This window comes from Delftia sp. DS1230 (assembly GCF_040112715.1).
GTDB lineage: Bacteria > Pseudomonadota > Gammaproteobacteria > Burkholderiales > Burkholderiaceae_C > Comamonas > Comamonas tsuruhatensis.
Genome location: NZ_CP157763.1, coordinates 2,391,782 through 2,408,816, shown reverse-complemented (window position 1 = coordinate 2,408,816; position 17,035 = coordinate 2,391,782). Strand labels below are relative to the sequence as shown.

Below are 17,035 nucleotides of genomic sequence, written 5' to 3'. Positions count from 1 at the left end.
ATAGACAAGCCGATGGCCATAGGGCAATCAAATGCAGGGTCAGATACATCCTGTAAATGTAAGCAATTTCCCATCTTGGATACAGGCATGTATTTGAATGGCATGCCACCCATTGATCTTCAATGCCATTCAACCCTCCATCGCGCCTTGAATTTCGCCTTGAACTGCGAATGCATTGCGCGTGCTCACACTCCCAAATACCGTTCCCACAGCGCTCTGTCCCCATCCAGCGCAGCCGAGTCTCCGCTCCATACGACCTTGCCGCGCTCCAGAATGAGGTGGCGGTCGGCCAGGCCCAGCAGGCGCTCCACGTATTTGTCGATGACCAGGATGGTCTGGCCAGCGGCGCGCAGTTGGGCCAGGCAGGACCAGATCTCTTCGCGGATGCGGGGGGCCAGGCCCTCGGTGGCTTCGTCCAGGATGAGCAGGCGCGGGTTGGTGACCAGGGCGCGGCCTATGGCCAGCATTTGCTGTTCACCGCCCGACAGTTGGTTGCCCATGTTGGAGGCGCGCTCGCCCAGGCGGGGGAACAGGGCGAACACGCGCTCGGGCGACCAGGGCTCTGCCGCGCCGGGGCTGCCCGAATTGCGATGGGCCACAAAGGCCGTCAGGTGCTCGCGCACCGTGAGGTTGGGAAAGCACTGGCGGCCTTCGGGCACGATGGCCACGCCGGCGCGGGCGATGCGGTCGGTGGCCCAGCCGGCGATGTCCTGCCCGGCAAACACCATGCGGCCAGCGCGCAGCGGCAGCTGGCCCAGCAGCGTGCGAAGCAGCGTGGTCTTGCCCATGCCGTTGCGGCCCAGCAGGGTGACGACCTGGCCTGCCTCGATGCGCAGGTCCACGCCGAACAGCACCTGGCTGGGTCCGTAGCCGCTTTGCACGGCCTGCATTTCGAGCATCACGCGCCCTCCTTCACTTCTTCGTCTCCCAGGTAGGCCTGGCGCACATCGGCGTTGCCACGTATCTCGTCGGGCGTGCCGGTGGCGATGATGCGGCCGTAGACCAGCACGGAGATGCGGTCGGCCAGGCGGAACACGGCCTGCATGTCGTGCTCCACCAGCAGCATGGCGGCGCGGCCGCGCAGGGATTCGATCAGCTCGGTCAGGCGCAGTGTTTCATCAGGCCCCATGCCGGCCATGGGTTCGTCCAGCAGCAGCACGCCGGGCCGCGCGGCCAGGGCCAGCGCGAACTCCAGCTTGCGCTGCTCGCCATGCGGCAGCGTGCCTGCGGGGCGCTGCAGCAGGCTGGCGTCGATGGCGCATTCGCGCGCCAGCTCGCGGGCCTGCTCGTAGAGCTCGGTCTCGGCCGCGCGCGGGCGCCAGAAGCGGAAACTGCTGCCCGCATGCGCCTGCACGGCCAGCGCCAGGTTGTCCAGCACGCTGGACTGCTTGAAGATGTTGGTGATCTGGAACGACCGCGACAGCCCCGCCGCCACGCGCTGGTGGGCGTTGAGCGCGCTCACGTCGCGCCCGGCCAGTGCCAGGGTGCCGGCGTCGGCCGCCAGCGTGCCCGACAGCAGATGGATGAGCGTGGACTTGCCCGCGCCATTGGGGCCGATCAGCGCATGGATCTCGCCAGGCGCCAGCGACAGCGAGACATGGTCGGTGGCCAGCAGCGCGCCAAAGCGGCGCACCAGGCCCTTGGCCTCCAGGGCCGGGGTGGGGATGGAGATAGGTGTGGCCGCGCCGCTCATGCCTGCCTCCCGCGTGCGGACCACAGGCCCGTCAGGCCGCGTGGCGCGCCGAACACCACGCACAGCAGCAGCAGGCCCAGCGGCAGGTGCCAGTACTCGGTCCACATGCGAAGCACTTCCTCCAGCGTCAGCATGACGACGGCGCCGGCCACGCCGCCCCAGCGCAGGCCCACGCCACCGACCAGCACCATGATCAGCAGGTTGGCCGACTGGGTCCAGTGCATGAGGCTGGGCGAGATGAACAGGTTGTGGTTGGCCAGCAGCGCGCCCGCCAGCCCAGCCACCGCGCCGCTGAAAACGAAGGCCACGAGCTTCAGGCGGTAGACCGGGTAGCCCAGCGACTCCATGCGCGACTCGTTCTCGCGCACGCCCTGCAGCGCCTTGCCGAAGCGCGAATCCACCAGCCGGCCAAACAAGGCCATCAGCACCGCGAACAGCGCCAGCACCACGTAGTAGAAAGAAACGTCGTGGCCCAGGTCCAGCCCGGGCAGCACGGAATGGCCGGGCAGGTTCAGCCCGTCCTCGCCGCCGTACTGGCGCAGCGAGATGAAGATATAGAACAGCATCTGCGCAAAGGCCAGCGTGATCATGATGAAGTACACGCCGCGCGTGCGCAGCGACACGGCGCCCGTGGCGGCGGCCAGCAGCCCCGCCAGCAGCGCGGCGGCAGGCCAGGCGACCAGGGCCGAGGTCACGCCGTTCATGGCCAGGATGCCCACCGCATAGGCCCCCGCACCGAAGAAGGCCGCATGCCCCAGCGCCACCATGCCGCCATAGCCCAGGATGAGGTTCAGGCTGGTGGCGGCCAGCGCGTAGATCAGCACCCGGCGCACGAAGGAGATGTAGAAGTCCAGCCCCAGCGCCGGAGCCACCAGCGGGAACACCGCCAGCGCCAGCAGCGCGAGTACGGTCCAGAAGAACCGGGCCTGGAACCTGCCTTGCAATGTGCTGTGTTCCATGCTCAGCCTCGCGCAGGGAAAAGGCCGGAAGGACGGTACACCAGCACCACCGCCATCAGCACGTAGATGGAAATCGCCGCCAGCGTGGGCCCCACGCTGGACGCCACGGCCGGGGAGAACACCTGGCGCAGCAGCATGGGCAGGAAGGCCCGCCCCGCCGTATCCACCATGCCCACCAGCAAGGCCCCCACCAGGGCGCCGCGTATGGAACCTATGCCGCCGATGACGATGCACACCAGCACCAGGATCAGGATGTCCTCGCCCATGCCCACCTGCACCGAGGTGATGGGCCCCAGCAGCGCGCCCGCCACCGCCGCCAGCATGGCGCCCAGCGTGAACACGCCCAGGAACAGCAGCGGCACGCGCACGCCCATCAGCGTGGCCATCTGGCGGTTGGAGGCGCCTGCCCGCACCAGCACGCCGGCGCGCGTGCGCGTCACGAACCAGTACAGGCCCAACGCGGCGGCCAGGCCGAAGACGATGATCATCAGCCGGTAGGCCGGGTACATGAGATCGGGCAGCAGCTGCACGGGCCCGGACAGCGCAGCCGGCATGTTCAGCATCACGGGCGCCGGGCCCCAGACCATCTTGACCAGGTCATTGGCGATGAGGATGACCGCATAGCTGCCCAGCACCTGGGCCAGGTGGTCGCGCACGGCAAGGCGCCGTATCAGCACCAGCTCCAGCACCACACCCGCCACGCCCGTGGCCACGGCCGCCACCAGCACCGCCGCCGTGAACGAGCCCGTGCGCTGCAGGGTCTCTGCCGCCACATAGGCGCCCGCCATGTACAGCGAGCCATGGGCCAGGTTCATGATGTCCATGATGCCGAACACCAGGGTCAGCCCGGCCGCGATCAGAAACAGCATCAGCCCGAACTGCAGGCCATTGAGCAATTGCTCCAAGAGCAGCGTCCACGTCATCCACACGCCCCCTGCCGCGGGCGCATCGGCCCGCGCGCGGTCAACAAATCATCCAGCTTTGAAAATCAAGATCAAGGCACGCCGCGCCCGACGGGGGCGCGGCGGCGGGGTCACATCTTGCAGTCGTTGACGTAGACGTCCTGGTACTTGTCGAACACCTTGCCCACCAGCTTGTTGGTGATGCGGCCGCTGCCATCCTTCTCGATCACGCGCTGGTAGTAGGCCTGGATGGGGTAGTGGTTCTTGCCGTACGTGAAGGGGCCGCGCACCGAGGCGTAGTCGGCCTTCTCCAGCGCCTTGACGATGGCCTGGCGGTCCGAGGCCTTGCCGCCGGCCTGCTTGACCGCCGCATCCATGGCCATGATCACGTCATACGCCTGGGCCGCGTAGACCGAGGGGTTGCGGCCCTTGTACTCCTTGCGGAAGGCCTCGACGAAGGCCTTGTTCTGCGGCACGTCCAGGTCATGCGCCCATTGCGCGGTGTTGACCATGCCCAGCATGGGCTCGCCCACGGCCTGGATCACGTCCTCGTCGGCCGAGAAGCCCGGGCCGATCAGCTTGACGCCTTGCGACAGCCCCGTGGACACGAACTGCTTGACGAAGTTGATGCCCATGCCGCCCGGCAGGAAGATGTAGACCGCATCGGGCTTGGCCGCGCGGATCTGGGCCAGTTCGGCCGCATAGTCGATCTGGCCCAGCTTGGTGTAGACCTCTTCGCCGGGCGCGGTCTTGTAGCCGCGCTTGAAGCCGACCAGCGCATCCTTGCCGGCCGGATAGTCGGGCGCCATGATGAACATCTTCTTGAAGCCACGGTCGGCGGCCAGCTTGCCGGCTGCCTCGTGGAAGGCATCGTTCTGGTAGGACGTGCCGAACCAGAACGCATTGCACTGCGCGCCCGCGAACTGGCTGGGGCCGGGATTGTTGGACAGGTAGGGCACCTTGGCGCCGAACAGCGCCGGGCCCACGGCCAGGGCCACGTTGGAGCCGATGGGGCCGGTGAAGAAATCCACCTTGTCGCGCTGTATGTAGCGCGTGACCAGCTGGCGCGCCTGGTCGGGGTTGCCGCCCATGTCGGTCTGCAGGAACTCGGCCGGCTGGCCGCCCAGCTTGCCGCCCAGCTGCTTGATGGCGAGGTTGAAGCCGTCACGCGCCTCGGCGCCCAGCGCGGCAAACGGCCCGGAAATATCGTTGGCGATACCGACCTTGATGGTGTCCGCCTGCGCGAGCGCGGGAACAAAGGCAGGGGCCAGGGCCGCTGCGGCCAGGAAGGGGGTGAGGAAACGCATGCTGCTGTGCTCCTTGCGCGGGCCGCGCGGATGGCAATCGGTGGTGAGGCAGTCTTCCGTCACGCTGGACGGGAAACTCTGTAAGGGCTGGAACGGTTGGCGCGGGTCTTAGTTTAGGTTTAAAGTATTTTGCAGAACAAGTCTGGGACTTGTACCAATACCTGCCATACAAACCATTTCGCGCCATCTCCGTTCCAATGCCCGCACTCTACCGTCACTACGACCGCGCCGGACTCGATGTCCAGTACAACGCCCGCGCGACGGTACCCGACATCACCCCCATCATCAAGGCCTATGCCGACGACAGCCGGGCTGCGCGCCAGAGCCTGCCCTGCGCGCTGAACGTGGCCTATGGCGAGCATGCCGACGAGCTGCTGGACATTTTCCCGGCAGCAACCGGGGCGGCAGGCGCCCCTGTTCTCTTCTTCATCCATGGCGGGTACTGGCGGCTGCTGTCCAAGGACGACTCCAGCAGCATGGCGCCCACCTTCACGCGCGCCGGCGCCGTGGTGGTGGCCCTGAACTATTCGCTGGCGCCCGCCGTCACGCTGGACCGCATCGTGGACCAGACACGCCGCGCCCTGGCCTGGGTGCATGCGCACATCGCCCGCTACGGCGGCGACCCGGGCCGCATCCATGTCTGCGGCAGCTCGGCCGGCGGCCACCTGGCGGGCATGCTGCTGGCCGGCGGCTGGCATGCGGACTACGGCGTGCCCGAGGACGTGGTGCGCGGCGCCGCATCGCTGTCGGGCCTGTTCGACCTGCGCCCGCTGGTGCACACCCACATCAACGAATGGATGCGCCTGAGCGAGCAGGACGCCATTCGCAACAGCCCCGCCCTCCTGCCGCACGGCGCGGCCTGCCCGCTCATCGTGAGCTACGGCGAGAGCGAGACCGATGAATTCAAGCGCCAGAGCGACGACTACCTGGCCGCCTGGAACCAGCGCTGTGGCCCCGGTCCATCGTCAGGCCAGTACGTGGCCATGCCCGGCACCAACCATTTCGACATCGTGCTCACCCTGAACGACCCGGCCAGCCCGCTGACGCGCGCCATCCTCGCGCAGATGGGCTTGAGCGCCCCCACACCGCAGAACCAGCCATGACCCACGCTCCCGACCTGGAGTCGCGCGCCGCGCCCGACGACCACCATGCGCTGCGCCTGTGGCTGCGCATGCTCACCTGCTGCAACCTCATCGAAGGCGAGATCCGCAACCGCCTGCGCAGCGAATTCGACACCACCCTGCCCCGCTTCGACCTCATGGCCCAGCTGCAGCGCGCGCCCGAGGGTATGAAGATGGGCGAGCTGTCGCGCCACATGATGGTGACCAACGGCAACATCACCGGCATCACCGACCAGTTGGAGAAGGAGGGCCTGGTGGTGCGCACCAAGGTGGAGTCCGACCGGCGCAGCTCCGTGCTGCACCTCACCCCGCTGGGCCGCAAGACCTTTGCGCGCATGGCCAAGGCGCATGAGTCCTGGGTCATGGGCATGTTCGGCGACATGCCGCAGGCCAGCCGCAACGACCTGTACCAGGCGCTGGGCGACCTCAAGCAGCAGGTGGTGGCCCACCGCTCGCCCACGGACTGAGCGCACGCAGACCCACCCCCATTCAGCCCTGCACGCAGTTGCGCCCTGCGGCCTTGGCGCGGTACAGCGCACGGTCGGCCGCTTCCACCAGCGCCACGGCGGCACCTTGGGTGGAGCCGTGGGTAGTGCCTTGTGTAGCGCTTTGTGTAGCGCTTTGTGTAGCGCCTTGAGTCGCGCCAGCCTCACCGCACTGCGCTGTCGCCACGCCGATGCTGGCCGTCACATGGCCGAAGCGGCTGCTGCGGTGCTCCAGGCCCAGGCCCTCGATGCGCGCACGCAGCCGCTCGGCCACCTGCAGCCCGCCGGCATGGTCCGTATTGGGAAGCACCACGGCCAGCTCCTCCCCGCCGTAGCGCGCCGCCATGTCGCCGGGCCGCTGCACGGCCTGGGCCAGGGCGCGACACACTGTCTGCAGGCAGGCATCGCCCGCCACATGGCCGTAGGCGTCGTTGTAGCCCTTGAAATGGTCCAGATCGATCAGCAGCAGCGACAGCGGCGTGCCCTCGCGCACGGCGCGCCGTGCCTCGCGCTCCAGCACCTCGTCGAAGCGGCGCCGGTTGGCCAGGCCCGTGAGCTGGTCCTGGGCGGCCAGCACCTCCAGCCGGCGGTTGGCCTGCAGCAATTCCTCGCGCGCGCTGACCAGGGAGCATTCGGCACGCGAGCGCAGCCGCATCGCCGCCGTCAGCCGCCAGCCGATCAGCGCAATCGCCAGAAACAGCCCCAGCACCACGGCCAGCGTCAGTTGCGCCTGGCGCTGCCAGGAACTGAGCGCCTCGTCGCGGCCCAGGGCCACCGTGGTCACCAGCGGATAGCGCTCGCTGCGCAGGAAGGCATAGATTCTTTCCGTGCCATCCAGGCCCGAGCGGAACGACGCCGTGCCCGACATCGCCCCCGCATAGTGGCGCAGGAAATTGGGCGACTGCGAGAAGTCCCGGCCCAGGTCCTGCTCACGGAAGGGGTGGCGCACCAGCAGTTGCCCGCCCGGCGTGCTCAGTGAAATGGCGCCCTGCTCGCCGATGTCGATCTTGCCGAACAGCCGCAGGAAATTTTCCACACCCAGCGTCACCACGACCACGCCGGCAAACTGGCCCTCGCTGTCGGTATAGCGCCGGCTGATGGTGATCACCCATTCGCTTGTGGAGCGGCTGCGGATCGGCGGCCCGATGTAGATGCCTGACGACGGGTCGTCGCGGTGGTGCGTGAAGAAGTCGCGGTCCGCGCTTTGCGTTCCTGGGGGAAACGTCCCCTTGGACGACATCAGCCAGCGCCCCTGCGCGTCCACGACCAGCAGCTCGTTGAGCTGGTTCAGCAGCTGCTCCTGGCGGTTGACCAGATGCAGCACGCGCTCCAGGTGCGCGGCACCGGCGCCATCCAGCTCCAGCCTTTCGGCAATGCCCAGCAGCAGCATGGAGCTTTGGGTGATCACGCCTTCGGAATAGGTATTCAGCGTCTGCGCCAGATTGCGGTTGACGGTATCCACCTCGGCCAGCGTGCGCTGGCGTGCAGCCACCAACTGCCACACCGTGGCCGCCGACACCGACACGAACACCACGGCCAGCAGCCAGCCCACCAGGCGGGTATCGCGTTTGACGGGCCGACCGCTGCGGCTGCGGCAGGCCCTTGTCCACCAATCCCTCTTCGTCACATGCACCTGCGCCATCTCGGCGGTCTCGCCGCCGTCCGATCTTGGGGTTTTCTGCGTCCGGGTTCAACGCCAGTGCAGCTTCCTTCCGCAAGCGATTCCCGTCCTCGACCCAGGTCGAGCCGGAAAAACCCGCGAACCCGGTATTGTCCCCGGCTTCGGAAAAATCGGCCGGCAGGGTTGGGATTGGGGGGTGCTGCCGGCTGGGTAGGCAACGTATTTGCGGTACCATTTCGCCGTCCCTCAGCGGACACGGGCTTGGCGGCCCGGACACAGACGCAGCAGTCGCCACCTCTAAATGAGGCGGCGACTTTTTACGCTTTCTCCAGGGCTGCGCTGGACACACTCCCGTTTTGGCGGGGCTGTGCGGGACCTCCGAAAGGGGGTGCCGGTCCTGTGTCCGGTCCGCCAACCTGCACAGTCCTGCCACCTCTCTTGGCGGAGGGGCGGCAGGCTCTACTTGTCACACAGGAGCTGCCATGGCTGACACCACCATCACACACGGCGCATTTGCTGCCGCGCATCCACCCTCTTCTCTTTTGCAGCTTCAGCGCTGCAAGCCATTTCCGTCACCCTATCGCTGAAGGGAGTACCGCATGTACTACCCGATTGCTGAAGAAGAATTGCAAGTGGTTCAGGACTGCATGCAGCAGATATCGCTGCTTGTGGACTTGGGCTGCGGGATTTCTGCCATGCAGACCACAGTGGGGACGGAGGCCTTGTTGAGTTTCCTGATTTCGCAGAGGCAGGCGCTGCAGGGGGCTATTGAGGCGGTGCAGGCCAGGGAGGTTATGAGGGAGCCTGGGAGGTGAGGAGGGCTCCAGAAAAGATTGCATTCGACCAGTTGCGGTCAATCAAAAGATGCAGCCGTCGGTTACAACAAAAGCCTGCCTCAAAACTCCTGCCCTCTGCCACGCCCAAAAAAAGCGAATCCGTCAATCCCTGTCTAAACACCCGCCAGCTTTTTGATGATGGCAGCACCGTTGCGAGGCTCGGGTATGTAGCAAATTCCGGACTGCGCATAGACAGATTTGGCGAAAGCGTTAGCCTGCGGCGGGGCTTGCTGCAAGTCCAGCAGCCAAACAGACTTGATGCCCGAGGCTGGCAACGGACCCATCATCTTAGCCGGGTCCATTTTCATGGTTAGTAAGTATGGCCTAGCTGCGCCTTGAGGATCGTTGACAACGACCGCCATCCCCAAGTGCGGGTCGCCATTGGGCGTCATATAGCTCACGAAACACCCGGCCTTGACGACAGTCAGTTGCTGCAACTGGCTTGGCAGGTCCCCGCTCACAGCTGCCTCCGAGACCTTCATGTCAACCGGCAACTGGGCGGTGTCCGCCGTCCATGTCGCATCGGTTGGCAATCCTTTGAATGCCTCCCCAAGGCCCTGCTTTTTGCTGACACCGAAACTGACCAAGGCATCGCGGAGGCCTACTAAAAAATTCTGATGCCGAACCGTCACGAATGAATCCAGATTGGTCGGCACTTCAGCATCGACCGGCGCCCTAAGTGGCGGAACGACGGGAGGGCGCAAGACCTCAATGGTGCTGAACAATTGATTGTCTGGAATGCATGTACCGATGAACCCGGCGTCCGTGCGCCAGTCAGTTCTCGCCTCATCGAGTACTGCCGAAACGATCAAGGCGGAATCGTGTCTATTGAAACCTGCGGAATTCAATTTCCTCATCAGCTTTTGACATGCAGCAGGATATCGCTCGGTTGCCAGCTCTTTTGTCAGCTCAGGTGCTTCTGAGCTTAGCAACTGCTGCACCGAAGAAACGGCCCCAGATACACCTGCAGAAATACCCTCCGGAAAATTCAGCACAGCATAGCGAGAAACAGCAGCGTCATCATGTGAAACAGAGTAACCTGGTGCAGCGGATGCAATCAGATCGTCCGCAAAAAATATCGATCGACGTGTATTTAGCAATATCCGCAGCCGAGCCAGGGAGGTCGCCGCGCTTGGATTTCTGGCCATTCGCTCAAGAGCATTTTGAACTGTTTCATTCGCACCCTTATCAATAGACAACAATTGAAGAGGGTACTCGAGGGAACCAGATCTCAAATCATCCCAAGACAATTGAAGCAGATGATCTTGATCGCTGGAGGCAGAGTAAATCTCCTGAAACTGGTTGCTGATAATCTTGATAGCTGGATCTCCAGCAAATCCAAGCAACTGGGTCAATGTGCCAGCAGTGCCTCCGGTTGCATAAGTTGAAGCAACTTGCAGCACTGTATTAAATGCAGATGAAATTTTTTCGTTGCGCTTTGATTGAAATCGAAGCGCGATTCGAAGGTAAGGCTGGCCTGACTTACCTGGACCAGCAATGTCCGTGGATGGAGAAATAGGTGTCAAAGGCACCAAAACAACGGCGGGCTGAAAAACCGAGTTGCAGAACTGACCTTTATTGTCCCATTTATATGAAGCTATAGGAATCCACTTACCACTTTCCACACCCTTAAAGCCCCAAACCTGCGCCGCCAGAAAAACCTCTGTTTCTTGCGAAAATACTTTCCGCCAGAGATTTGAAAGCCCAGGTGAAATGCACCCCGCGTCGCTACCCCCCTCGACTGTGGCCTTGATAGTCACGTAGCCCATGTCAACCGGACTATTCGCGAGGTAAGCCTTCGGCGTGCCGGACTTGCTGGATTCCTTAACGAAACCAAATACAGTCGCCGCGTCGGCCTCACTACTGATCAGTACTGTTGCCAGAAATGCCATTACCAAAAGACGTTTCATGTGGGCTCCCTTTGCGCTCAGATCGTCCGGTCTAGCATGCGAGCAGTCAACTCGGGAATTCCCGTCTGCGATAACGATGAGTTCATCAGCAGAGCGGGTCACTATCGAGGCGGAAGCTAAGCTATCTAAGCTGTGACGGTTTCAGATTCAGGATGTCAGAAGTTCTGGACTCCGCGCGAGCAAGGGCAACGAGTCGAGAGTTGGCGTCAATTGAACACAACTTCTACCGCGTCTGGGCGGAAATCGAATCTGCCCTTTCAATAGCGCAGCCATTCATCCACGGCTATGCTCAATACCTTTGCCGTTGCGCAGCCGGCGCCCGCACTGCAACGGACCTTGACTGTTCAGGACCTCCCATGCACATCGAACCCGGCGTCGTCAGCCCCGAAAAAATCGCCCTCAGTTATGTCACCGCCGCAGCGGCCTTCGGCCTGACCGCCGCCCTGGCACGGCAAAGCCTGCGCGACAACGGCGGCTGGCTCGCGCTGCTGGCCCGCAGTGTCATCACCACCGCGCTGGTGTTCAGCTTCTTCGAGGTGTTTCCGCACGAGCCGGTCGGCGTGTCCGAGGTCCATCTGATCCTGGGCTCGACCTTGCTGCTGATGTTCGGCGCGGGAGCTGCGGCCATCGGCCTGGCGTTCGGCCTGCTGGTGCAGGGCCTGTTCTTTGCCCCCTTCGACCTGCCGCAGTACGGCATGAACGTCACCACCTTGCTGGTGCCGCTGTATGCGGTGAACCAACTGGCGCGCCGGCTGATTCCCGCCGGCACGGCCTATGTGGACATCAGCTACAGGCAGGCCCTGGCCCTGTCCACCACCTACCAGGGCGGCATTGTCCTGTGGGTCGCGTTCTGGGCCATCTACGGCCACGGTGCCAGCCTGGCAACCTTGACCGAGGTGGCAAGCTTCGGTGCTGCCTACATGTGCGTCGTGCTGGTGGAACCCCTGGTGGACCTGGCGGTGCTGTGGCTGGCCAAGCGCCTGGCGACCTTCACCCAAGGGCCGCTTTTCAATACCCGCCTGCACGCCGTTGCGGTCTGACAGGGCCGGCTCCCCCGGTCACGGTTGACGCCCCATAGGGCATCTTGCCCCGGTGCTCCCGCCTTGCCGCCCCCGGGCCACCATGGCAAAGCGGGGAGCGGCAGGTGCATGGACGGCCCCGCGCGCAGCCGTGGCCGCTTCCTCCTGGTCCAGCATGACCAGGTCCCTCTTCATCAGCCTGCCGGCAAGCGAGCTCGGCAAATCCACCGCCTTCCACAAGGCCCCGGGCTTCCAACAGAGCCCGCAGCCCAGCAGTGAGGACGGCTTCGCCATGGTCTGGAGCGGCGGGATGCCTGCGCAGTGCAAGGACCCGGCGTTCGCCTCCGCGACGTGGCCTTGGCAACGCGGCCGACGCCGGAATCGCTGCAGCCGGGTGATCGGGCAAGCCTGAAAACCTGCTTCCTGCGACAATCCGCCCCGCTCGCTTTGCTCCACTGCATCGCGACGGCACGGACCGTCGCCGCATTGCTCCTTGTCTGGCGGCTCTCACAAGGAGCGCGCCTGCGCCGATACCTCCATCGCCCATGGCTCTCGACCCCTTCACCCTGCTCGTTCTCACCACGGCCATGGCGGCCGCTTCGGCGCTGTATCTGGCTGCGGAATGGAGCAGCGTGCGCGAACGCTCGCTGCTGCTGTGGAGCGCGGGGTTCGCCATCATCGTCGTGGGCTGCGTGCTGGCCCTGCTGCGTTCCAGCGGCCATGTGCTGCTGGGCATCTGGTTTCCCAACGGCCTGCTGATCGCCGCCCACTGGCTGTTCCTGGCCGGGGTCGCCGGATTCATGCGCGTGCGGCTGTCGCACTTCTGGTGGCTGCTGGCCGTCGTCTGGCTGGCCATGCTGTTTCTGCCAGACGAGCCCTGGTGGTCCAAGGCGATGCTGGGCATCCAGTCGCTGCTGATCGCCATCACCACCTTGCGCGCCGGCCTGCTGCTGCGCCCGCATGGCGGTGCGCTGGGCATGGGCGCGGCGCAGTTGAGTTTCGTGCTGCTGGCCCACGGCCTGTTCTACCTCGCCAAGGCCGGATCGACCGTGGCGCTGGACGCCTTCGTCAACCTGGGCAGTTTCCGCGGCACGGTGATCCTGGTCTCGCTGGTGGAGGGCGTGATGGCGATCATGCTGCTGGCCATGTCCATGACCGGGACGGAGCGCCATCGCCGCGAGGAGCGCATCGCGCAGATTGCCGCCCGCGATCCGCTGACCTCCCTGGACAACCGCCGCGCGCTCTATCTGCGCGCACCGGCGCTGCTGGCACAAGCCTCGCCGGCCCGCCCCGGCGCCCTGCTGCTGATCGACATCGACCACTTCAAGCAGGTCAACGACCTGCACGGCCACGATGCCGGCGACCGCCTGCTGGTGACGCTGAGCGACCTCATCCGCAGCGTGCTGCCTCGCGGCGCACTGGCCGCGCGGCTGGGCGGGGATGAGTTCGTGATCCTGCTGCACAACGTCTGCGGCACGGCCGCGCAGGCGCTGGGCCAGGACTTGCGCGAGGCGTTCGTGCAGCAGGCGCGCGCGATGTTCGCGACGCCGCAGCCCGTGTCCCTGAGCATCGGTGCGGCCTTGTTCGACCAGCCCGGAACAGAGCTGTCCCACTGGCTCAAGCAGGCCGACGAGGCCCTCTATGCATCGAAGCGCAAGGGACGGGACCGGATGGAACTCGCCCCGCTTGCGCCAGGGCGGCCCCACGGATGATCTGCTTGCCGCAGGTGGGCCGCTTGCGTGCGCTTGCAGGTCACATCTGCCACTGATAGGGGTCCGGGCCGGTTCAGTCCGGGTCGTTTTGGCGCCTCAAGGCGTCAATGCAAAGTCCACCGCAGCCTCGGCATGCAAGGCCGTGGTGTCCAGCACGGGCACGGGGCAATGCGCCTGCTGCACCAGCAGGCTGATTTCCGTGCAGCCCAGCACCATGGCCTGGGCGCCCTGCCCGGCCAGCTGCGCCATGATGCGCTGATAGGTGCGCCGCGACTCTTCCCGTATCCGGCCTGCGCACAGTTCCTCGTAGATGATGCGGTGCACTTCGGCGCGGTCCGCCTCCTGCGGCACCATCACCTCCAGCCCCTGCTGCTGCAGGCGCTCGCGCATGAAGGGCTGCTCCATGGTGAAGCGGGTGCCCAGCAGCCCCAGCCTGCGGTGGCCTGCCGCCCGGGCCGCATCGGCCACCGGGTCGGCAATGTGCAGAAAAGGGATGCGCACCGCTGCCGCAATGCGGTCTGCCAGCTTGTGCATGGTGTTGGTGCACAGCAGCACCCCATCCGCCCCGCCATCCTGCAGCCGCCGCGCGGCATCTTCCAGCAAGGCGGCTGCGTCATCCCAGCGGCCTTCATGCTGGGCCAGCTCGATGGGGCCAAAATCCACGCTGTACATGAGCAGTTTTGCAGAGCGCAGCGGACCCAGCCGGTCGCGCACGCCCTGGTTGATGAGCCGGTAGTACTCGGCGCTGGACTCCCAGCTCATGCCCCCGATGAGACCGATGATGCGGTGAATTTCCGTGTGGTTTGCGTTCATGCCTTCAGTGTGGGCAGCGCCCGGTTTCCCGTCTATCAAGAAATTTCAGTTCAAGACACAAGGCGCCAGGGTGATGAAAGTTCAGGAACTACCGGGATTCGAGGTGCAGCTGCTGGGCCGCGCCGCCTATAGCAGCCATGACCCGACCCGCCTTCATTCGCTGGGCATTGCGCTGGAGCGCCAGCAAGGCGTGCATGCCATTGGCAGCGACCGCCGCGTGGACTTCGACACATGGCCCGGCACGGTGGCACGCACGCCACCGGGGGTGGATGTGTTTTCCGAATCGGCCACGGGCGGCGAGTACCTGGTGGTTCGCTGTACCCCTGCGCAATGGGAGCAATGGCTGGACGACGCAGTGCCTGACACCGAAGCCCGGCGCGTTGTGCACCCTGGCCAGCGCGCCGCCTTGCAGATTGCGCACCAGCTGCGGCAACTGCTGCTTTGCCCCGAGACGGACACCCTGGCAATAGAGCAGGCAGCCCTGCACTTCATGGCCCGGCAATGCGTCGATGCGAGGGATGTGCCCCATGCGCCCATCCCGCGCATCGATGCATTGCGCCCGGTGTATCGGCCGGTTCTGGAGCGCATGGCGGCCGAGTTTGCACAGCCGTTGAGCATTGCCCAGCTGGCCCGGATGACCCGTCGCACCCCGCTGCGTTTTCTGCGTGAGTTTTCCCAGCTGCTTGGCATGACTCCGCATGCCTATCTTGTGGAGACCCGCATACAGGCGGCCCGCTCCATGATGCGGGCGGATGCCGATTCGCTGGCCTGTATCGCCCACGATTGCGGCTTCAGCCATCAATCGCACATGGGAGCCGCGTTTCGCAAACATCTGGGGCTGACGCCCAGCCAGTACCTGGCCCGCATTCGCCATACGGCCAGGCAGTGACCGATGGAGCACCTGGAACCGTCACGCCCGGGGCATGCGGCATGACCGGTGTTCCAGACGGTGCAATGAACTTGCAAGTTCCCGCGTTGGCTTTTCATTCCCATTGTCAATCCGAACAGACGGACTCGACCTGCGCACTTCAACCGCGCATACTTAGGGCCATTGCTCTCCCCCTGTTCTGATTTGCGATGGCGCGGCAACCCCAACCTTGCCGTGTTCCTGCCAATGGAGCGGACTACCGATAATTCATTCCCGTTATCAACGGCATATCGTGCCGCTCGGCCATGCTGGGCAGAACTGAGGACCGCCAATCCGCCAGCAGCGCTTCAATTCAATGTGCGTACACATCTGATAGAGCAGATCAATGAAATGACCCCTCGAAAATCCACATTCGCACCTTTGAGCAGAATTTTTGCTTTCGCCATTGAACTGGATGGAGTGGACCGTGTGCTGTCCGTGGTCCGGCGGCATCTTGGCATGGATGTGGCCTTTGTGGCCCGATTCCGCGAAGCGGATCGGGTGCTGGAGCATGTGGACGAGAGCACTGGCGGTGTGATTTTCCGGCAGCAGAAGATTCCATTGAACGAGGGCTATTGCCAGAAGGTGGTCAATGGCGAATTGCCGCAGTTGATTCCAGACACGTCCCGTTTACCCGCTGCACAGGGAATACCGGAGACGCACACCATTCCCATCGGCTCGCACCTGAGCGTACCGATCCGCCTGGATGACAACCGTCTGTACGGCACCTTGTGCTGCTTCAGCCACCAGCCCAATCCCGCGCTGGGTGAGCACGATATGTCGCTATTGCGGGCATTCTCCGATTTATTGGGACTGCATTTCAGTGCAACTTCTGCGGTCCAGCATGCAAGGGACAAAGCGGCCAACGAAATCCGCCTTGCCATGCAGGGCAATGCGCTGCGCCCTGTATTTCAGCCCGTATACACCATCGCGACAGGCAAGCTGCACGGTTTTGAGTGCTTGTCGCGCTTTGACCTGGAGCCATTTCGCCCGCCAGACCAATGGTTCAAGGCAGCGCACGAAGTCGGCCTGGGGCTGGAGCTGGAGCGCCATGCAATCGACACGGCGCTTGGCGCGCTCGGTCGCCTGCCAACCGATTGGCTGCTCGCAGTCAACTGCTCGCCGCAGCTGATCCAGTCGGAGCAGCTGCCCCGGCTTCTGGGTTCGGACCAGGATCTGTCGCGCGTGACGCTGGAAATCACGGAGCATGCCGCCGTGGATGACTACAGGGCTTTGGCCGATGCACTGGCTCCGCTGCGGCGCCGGGGCGCGACCTTGGCAGTCGACGATGCCGGTGCCGGCTACTCCAGCATGCGGCACATCCTGCATCTTCAACCGGACATGATCAAGCTGGACATGAGCATCACGCACGACGTCGATACCGACCGCAGCCGCCGTGCGCTCGCCAAGGGGCTCACGAGTTTCGCGCACGAAATAGGAAGCGTGGTGGTCGCCGAAGGTGTGGAGACTGCCGAGGAATTCAATGCGCTGGCAAGCCTTGGCGTGGATCTGGCCCAGGGCTACTTCTTTGCCAAGCCGATGGGGTCAGCACAGGCGCTGGCCATGGGGCTTGCCAGGGCCTAGGGCCCAGGCGTTCAAGCTTTCGAGCCTGCGTGAATGCGTGCCTGCCTGCATGCGTGAATGTGCTGTGGCGACGCAGCGTTCTCCCGCCACCTTGACCGGGATCAAGCGCACACCAGCCATGGTGCCCGAGCAAGGCGCCCGTTGCGCGAAGCCGTAGTGCACCCGG

General features: G+C 64.5%; 15 protein-coding genes. 7 read left to right on the top strand and 8 right to left on the bottom strand.

The window, feature by feature from the left end:
- Positions 1-185: 185 nt before the first annotated feature.
- The 5 genes from AAN986_RS10735 to AAN986_RS10715 form a co-directional block, all read right to left on the bottom strand.
- Positions 186-899 carry an ABC transporter ATP-binding protein gene (locus AAN986_RS10735; RefSeq protein WP_151019496.1) on the bottom strand — a complete coding sequence of 238 codons (714 nt, stop codon included), beginning with the start codon at positions 897-899 and terminating at the stop codon, positions 186-188.
- Positions 899-1,693, bottom strand: coding sequence for an ABC transporter ATP-binding protein (locus AAN986_RS10730; RefSeq protein WP_074924016.1), 795 nt, complete (start codon positions 1,691-1,693; stop codon positions 899-901). Before AAN986_RS10730 ends, AAN986_RS10735 begins: the two co-directional genes overlap by 1 nt.
- The gene (locus AAN986_RS10725; RefSeq protein WP_017405999.1) at positions 1,690-2,652 is read right to left on the bottom strand and encodes a branched-chain amino acid ABC transporter permease; all 963 of its coding nucleotides are present in this window, start codon (positions 2,650-2,652) and stop codon (positions 1,690-1,692) included. The genes AAN986_RS10730 and AAN986_RS10725 overlap by 4 nt, the downstream gene beginning before the upstream one ends.
- A 2-nt stretch (positions 2,653-2,654) precedes the next feature.
- Entirely contained in the window at positions 2,655-3,575 is a 921-nt protein-coding gene (locus AAN986_RS10720) for a branched-chain amino acid ABC transporter permease (protein WP_047326908.1), read from the bottom strand.
- Between the two features lie 110 nt (positions 3,576-3,685).
- Positions 3,686-4,861, bottom strand: a complete 1,176-nt coding sequence (locus AAN986_RS10715) for an ABC transporter substrate-binding protein (protein ID WP_349335649.1) — start codon at positions 4,859-4,861, stop codon at positions 3,686-3,688.
- Positions 4,862-5,058: 197 nt separating this feature from the next.
- On the opposite strand from AAN986_RS10715, the gene AAN986_RS10710 reads away from it, so the two are divergent.
- Entirely contained in the window at positions 5,059-5,964 is a 906-nt protein-coding gene (locus AAN986_RS10710; RefSeq protein ID WP_349335648.1) for an alpha/beta hydrolase, read from the top strand.
- Complete coding sequence (locus AAN986_RS10705; protein ID WP_012206289.1) at positions 5,961-6,449, top strand: MarR family transcriptional regulator; 489 nt, start codon at positions 5,961-5,963, stop codon at positions 6,447-6,449. The genes AAN986_RS10710 and AAN986_RS10705 overlap by 4 nt, the downstream gene beginning before the upstream one ends.
- 22 nt (positions 6,450-6,471) lie before the next feature.
- Here the strand turns inward: AAN986_RS10705 and AAN986_RS10700 are convergent, their stop codons facing one another.
- Positions 6,472-8,109: a sensor domain-containing diguanylate cyclase gene (locus AAN986_RS10700; RefSeq protein ID WP_046986577.1), complete on the bottom strand. Its 1,638-nt coding sequence runs from the start codon at positions 8,107-8,109 to the stop codon at positions 6,472-6,474.
- Between the two features lie 578 nt (positions 8,110-8,687).
- Here AAN986_RS10700 and AAN986_RS10695 point away from each other — a divergent pair.
- Positions 8,688-8,903: a hypothetical protein gene (locus AAN986_RS10695; protein WP_047219703.1), complete on the top strand. Its 216-nt coding sequence runs from the start codon at positions 8,688-8,690 to the stop codon at positions 8,901-8,903.
- A gap of 134 nt (positions 8,904-9,037) precedes the next feature.
- Here AAN986_RS10695 and AAN986_RS10690 read toward each other — a convergent pair whose 3' ends face one another.
- Positions 9,038-10,834, bottom strand: coding sequence for a hypothetical protein (locus AAN986_RS10690; protein ID WP_156180086.1), 1,797 nt, complete (start codon positions 10,832-10,834; stop codon positions 9,038-9,040).
- A gap of 356 nt (positions 10,835-11,190) precedes the next feature.
- Between AAN986_RS10690 and AAN986_RS10685 the strand changes: the two genes are divergently transcribed.
- Positions 11,191-11,874, top strand: coding sequence for an energy-coupling factor ABC transporter permease (locus tag AAN986_RS10685; RefSeq protein WP_016453227.1), 684 nt, complete (start codon positions 11,191-11,193; stop codon positions 11,872-11,874).
- A 524-nt stretch (positions 11,875-12,398) separates the two neighbouring features.
- The gene (locus tag AAN986_RS10680) at positions 12,399-13,565 is read left to right on the top strand and encodes a GGDEF domain-containing protein (protein ID WP_047219705.1); all 1,167 of its coding nucleotides are present in this window, start codon (positions 12,399-12,401) and stop codon (positions 13,563-13,565) included.
- A gap of 96 nt (positions 13,566-13,661) precedes the next feature.
- Here AAN986_RS10680 and AAN986_RS10675 read toward each other — a convergent pair whose 3' ends face one another.
- Complete coding sequence (locus tag AAN986_RS10675; RefSeq protein WP_016450656.1) at positions 13,662-14,378, bottom strand: aspartate/glutamate racemase family protein; 717 nt, start codon at positions 14,376-14,378, stop codon at positions 13,662-13,664.
- A 73-nt stretch (positions 14,379-14,451) separates the two neighbouring features.
- Between AAN986_RS10675 and AAN986_RS10670 the strand changes: the two genes are divergently transcribed.
- The gene (locus AAN986_RS10670; RefSeq protein ID WP_034367637.1) at positions 14,452-15,267 is read left to right on the top strand and encodes an AraC family transcriptional regulator; all 816 of its coding nucleotides are present in this window, start codon (positions 14,452-14,454) and stop codon (positions 15,265-15,267) included.
- 369 nt (positions 15,268-15,636) lie between these two features.
- A complete protein-coding gene (locus AAN986_RS10665) occupies positions 15,637-16,869 on the top strand; it encodes an EAL domain-containing protein (RefSeq protein ID WP_047219706.1) in 1,233 nt (410 codons plus the stop codon).
- Positions 16,870-17,035: the final 166 nt, after the last annotated feature.

Bases quoted from the DNA above. Each gene is read 5' to 3' on its own strand.
- AAN986_RS10665 (WP_047219706.1), top strand. From the start codon at position 15,637: ATGACCCCTCGAAAATCCACATTCGCACCTTTGAGCAGAATTTTTGCT.
- AAN986_RS10675 (WP_016450656.1), bottom strand. From the start codon at position 14,378: ATGAACGCAAACCACACGGAAATTCACCGCATCATCGGTCTCATCGGG.
- AAN986_RS10695 (WP_047219703.1), top strand. From the start codon at position 8,688: ATGTACTACCCGATTGCTGAAGAAGAATTGCAAGTGGTTCAGGACTGC.
- AAN986_RS10715 (WP_349335649.1), bottom strand. From the start codon at position 4,861: ATGCGTTTCCTCACCCCCTTCCTGGCCGCAGCGGCCCTGGCCCCTGCC.
- AAN986_RS10735 (WP_151019496.1), bottom strand. From the start codon at position 899: ATGCTCGAAATGCAGGCCGTGCAAAGCGGCTACGGACCCAGCCAGGTG.
- AAN986_RS10670 (WP_034367637.1), top strand. From the start codon at position 14,452: ATGAAAGTTCAGGAACTACCGGGATTCGAGGTGCAGCTGCTGGGCCGC.
- AAN986_RS10705 (WP_012206289.1), top strand. From the start codon at position 5,961: ATGACCCACGCTCCCGACCTGGAGTCGCGCGCCGCGCCCGACGACCAC.
- AAN986_RS10690 (WP_156180086.1), bottom strand. From the start codon at position 10,834: ATGAAACGTCTTTTGGTAATGGCATTTCTGGCAACAGTACTGATCAGT.
- AAN986_RS10720 (WP_047326908.1), bottom strand. From the start codon at position 3,575: ATGACGTGGACGCTGCTCTTGGAGCAATTGCTCAATGGCCTGCAGTTC.
- AAN986_RS10730 (WP_074924016.1), bottom strand. From the start codon at position 1,693: ATGAGCGGCGCGGCCACACCTATCTCCATCCCCACCCCGGCCCTGGAG.
- AAN986_RS10685 (WP_016453227.1), top strand. From the start codon at position 11,191: ATGCACATCGAACCCGGCGTCGTCAGCCCCGAAAAAATCGCCCTCAGT.
- AAN986_RS10725 (WP_017405999.1), bottom strand. From the start codon at position 2,652: ATGGAACACAGCACATTGCAAGGCAGGTTCCAGGCCCGGTTCTTCTGG.
- AAN986_RS10680 (WP_047219705.1), top strand. From the start codon at position 12,399: ATGGCTCTCGACCCCTTCACCCTGCTCGTTCTCACCACGGCCATGGCG.
- AAN986_RS10710 (WP_349335648.1), top strand. From the start codon at position 5,059: ATGCCCGCACTCTACCGTCACTACGACCGCGCCGGACTCGATGTCCAG.
- AAN986_RS10700 (WP_046986577.1), bottom strand. From the start codon at position 8,109: ATGGCGCAGGTGCATGTGACGAAGAGGGATTGGTGGACAAGGGCCTGC.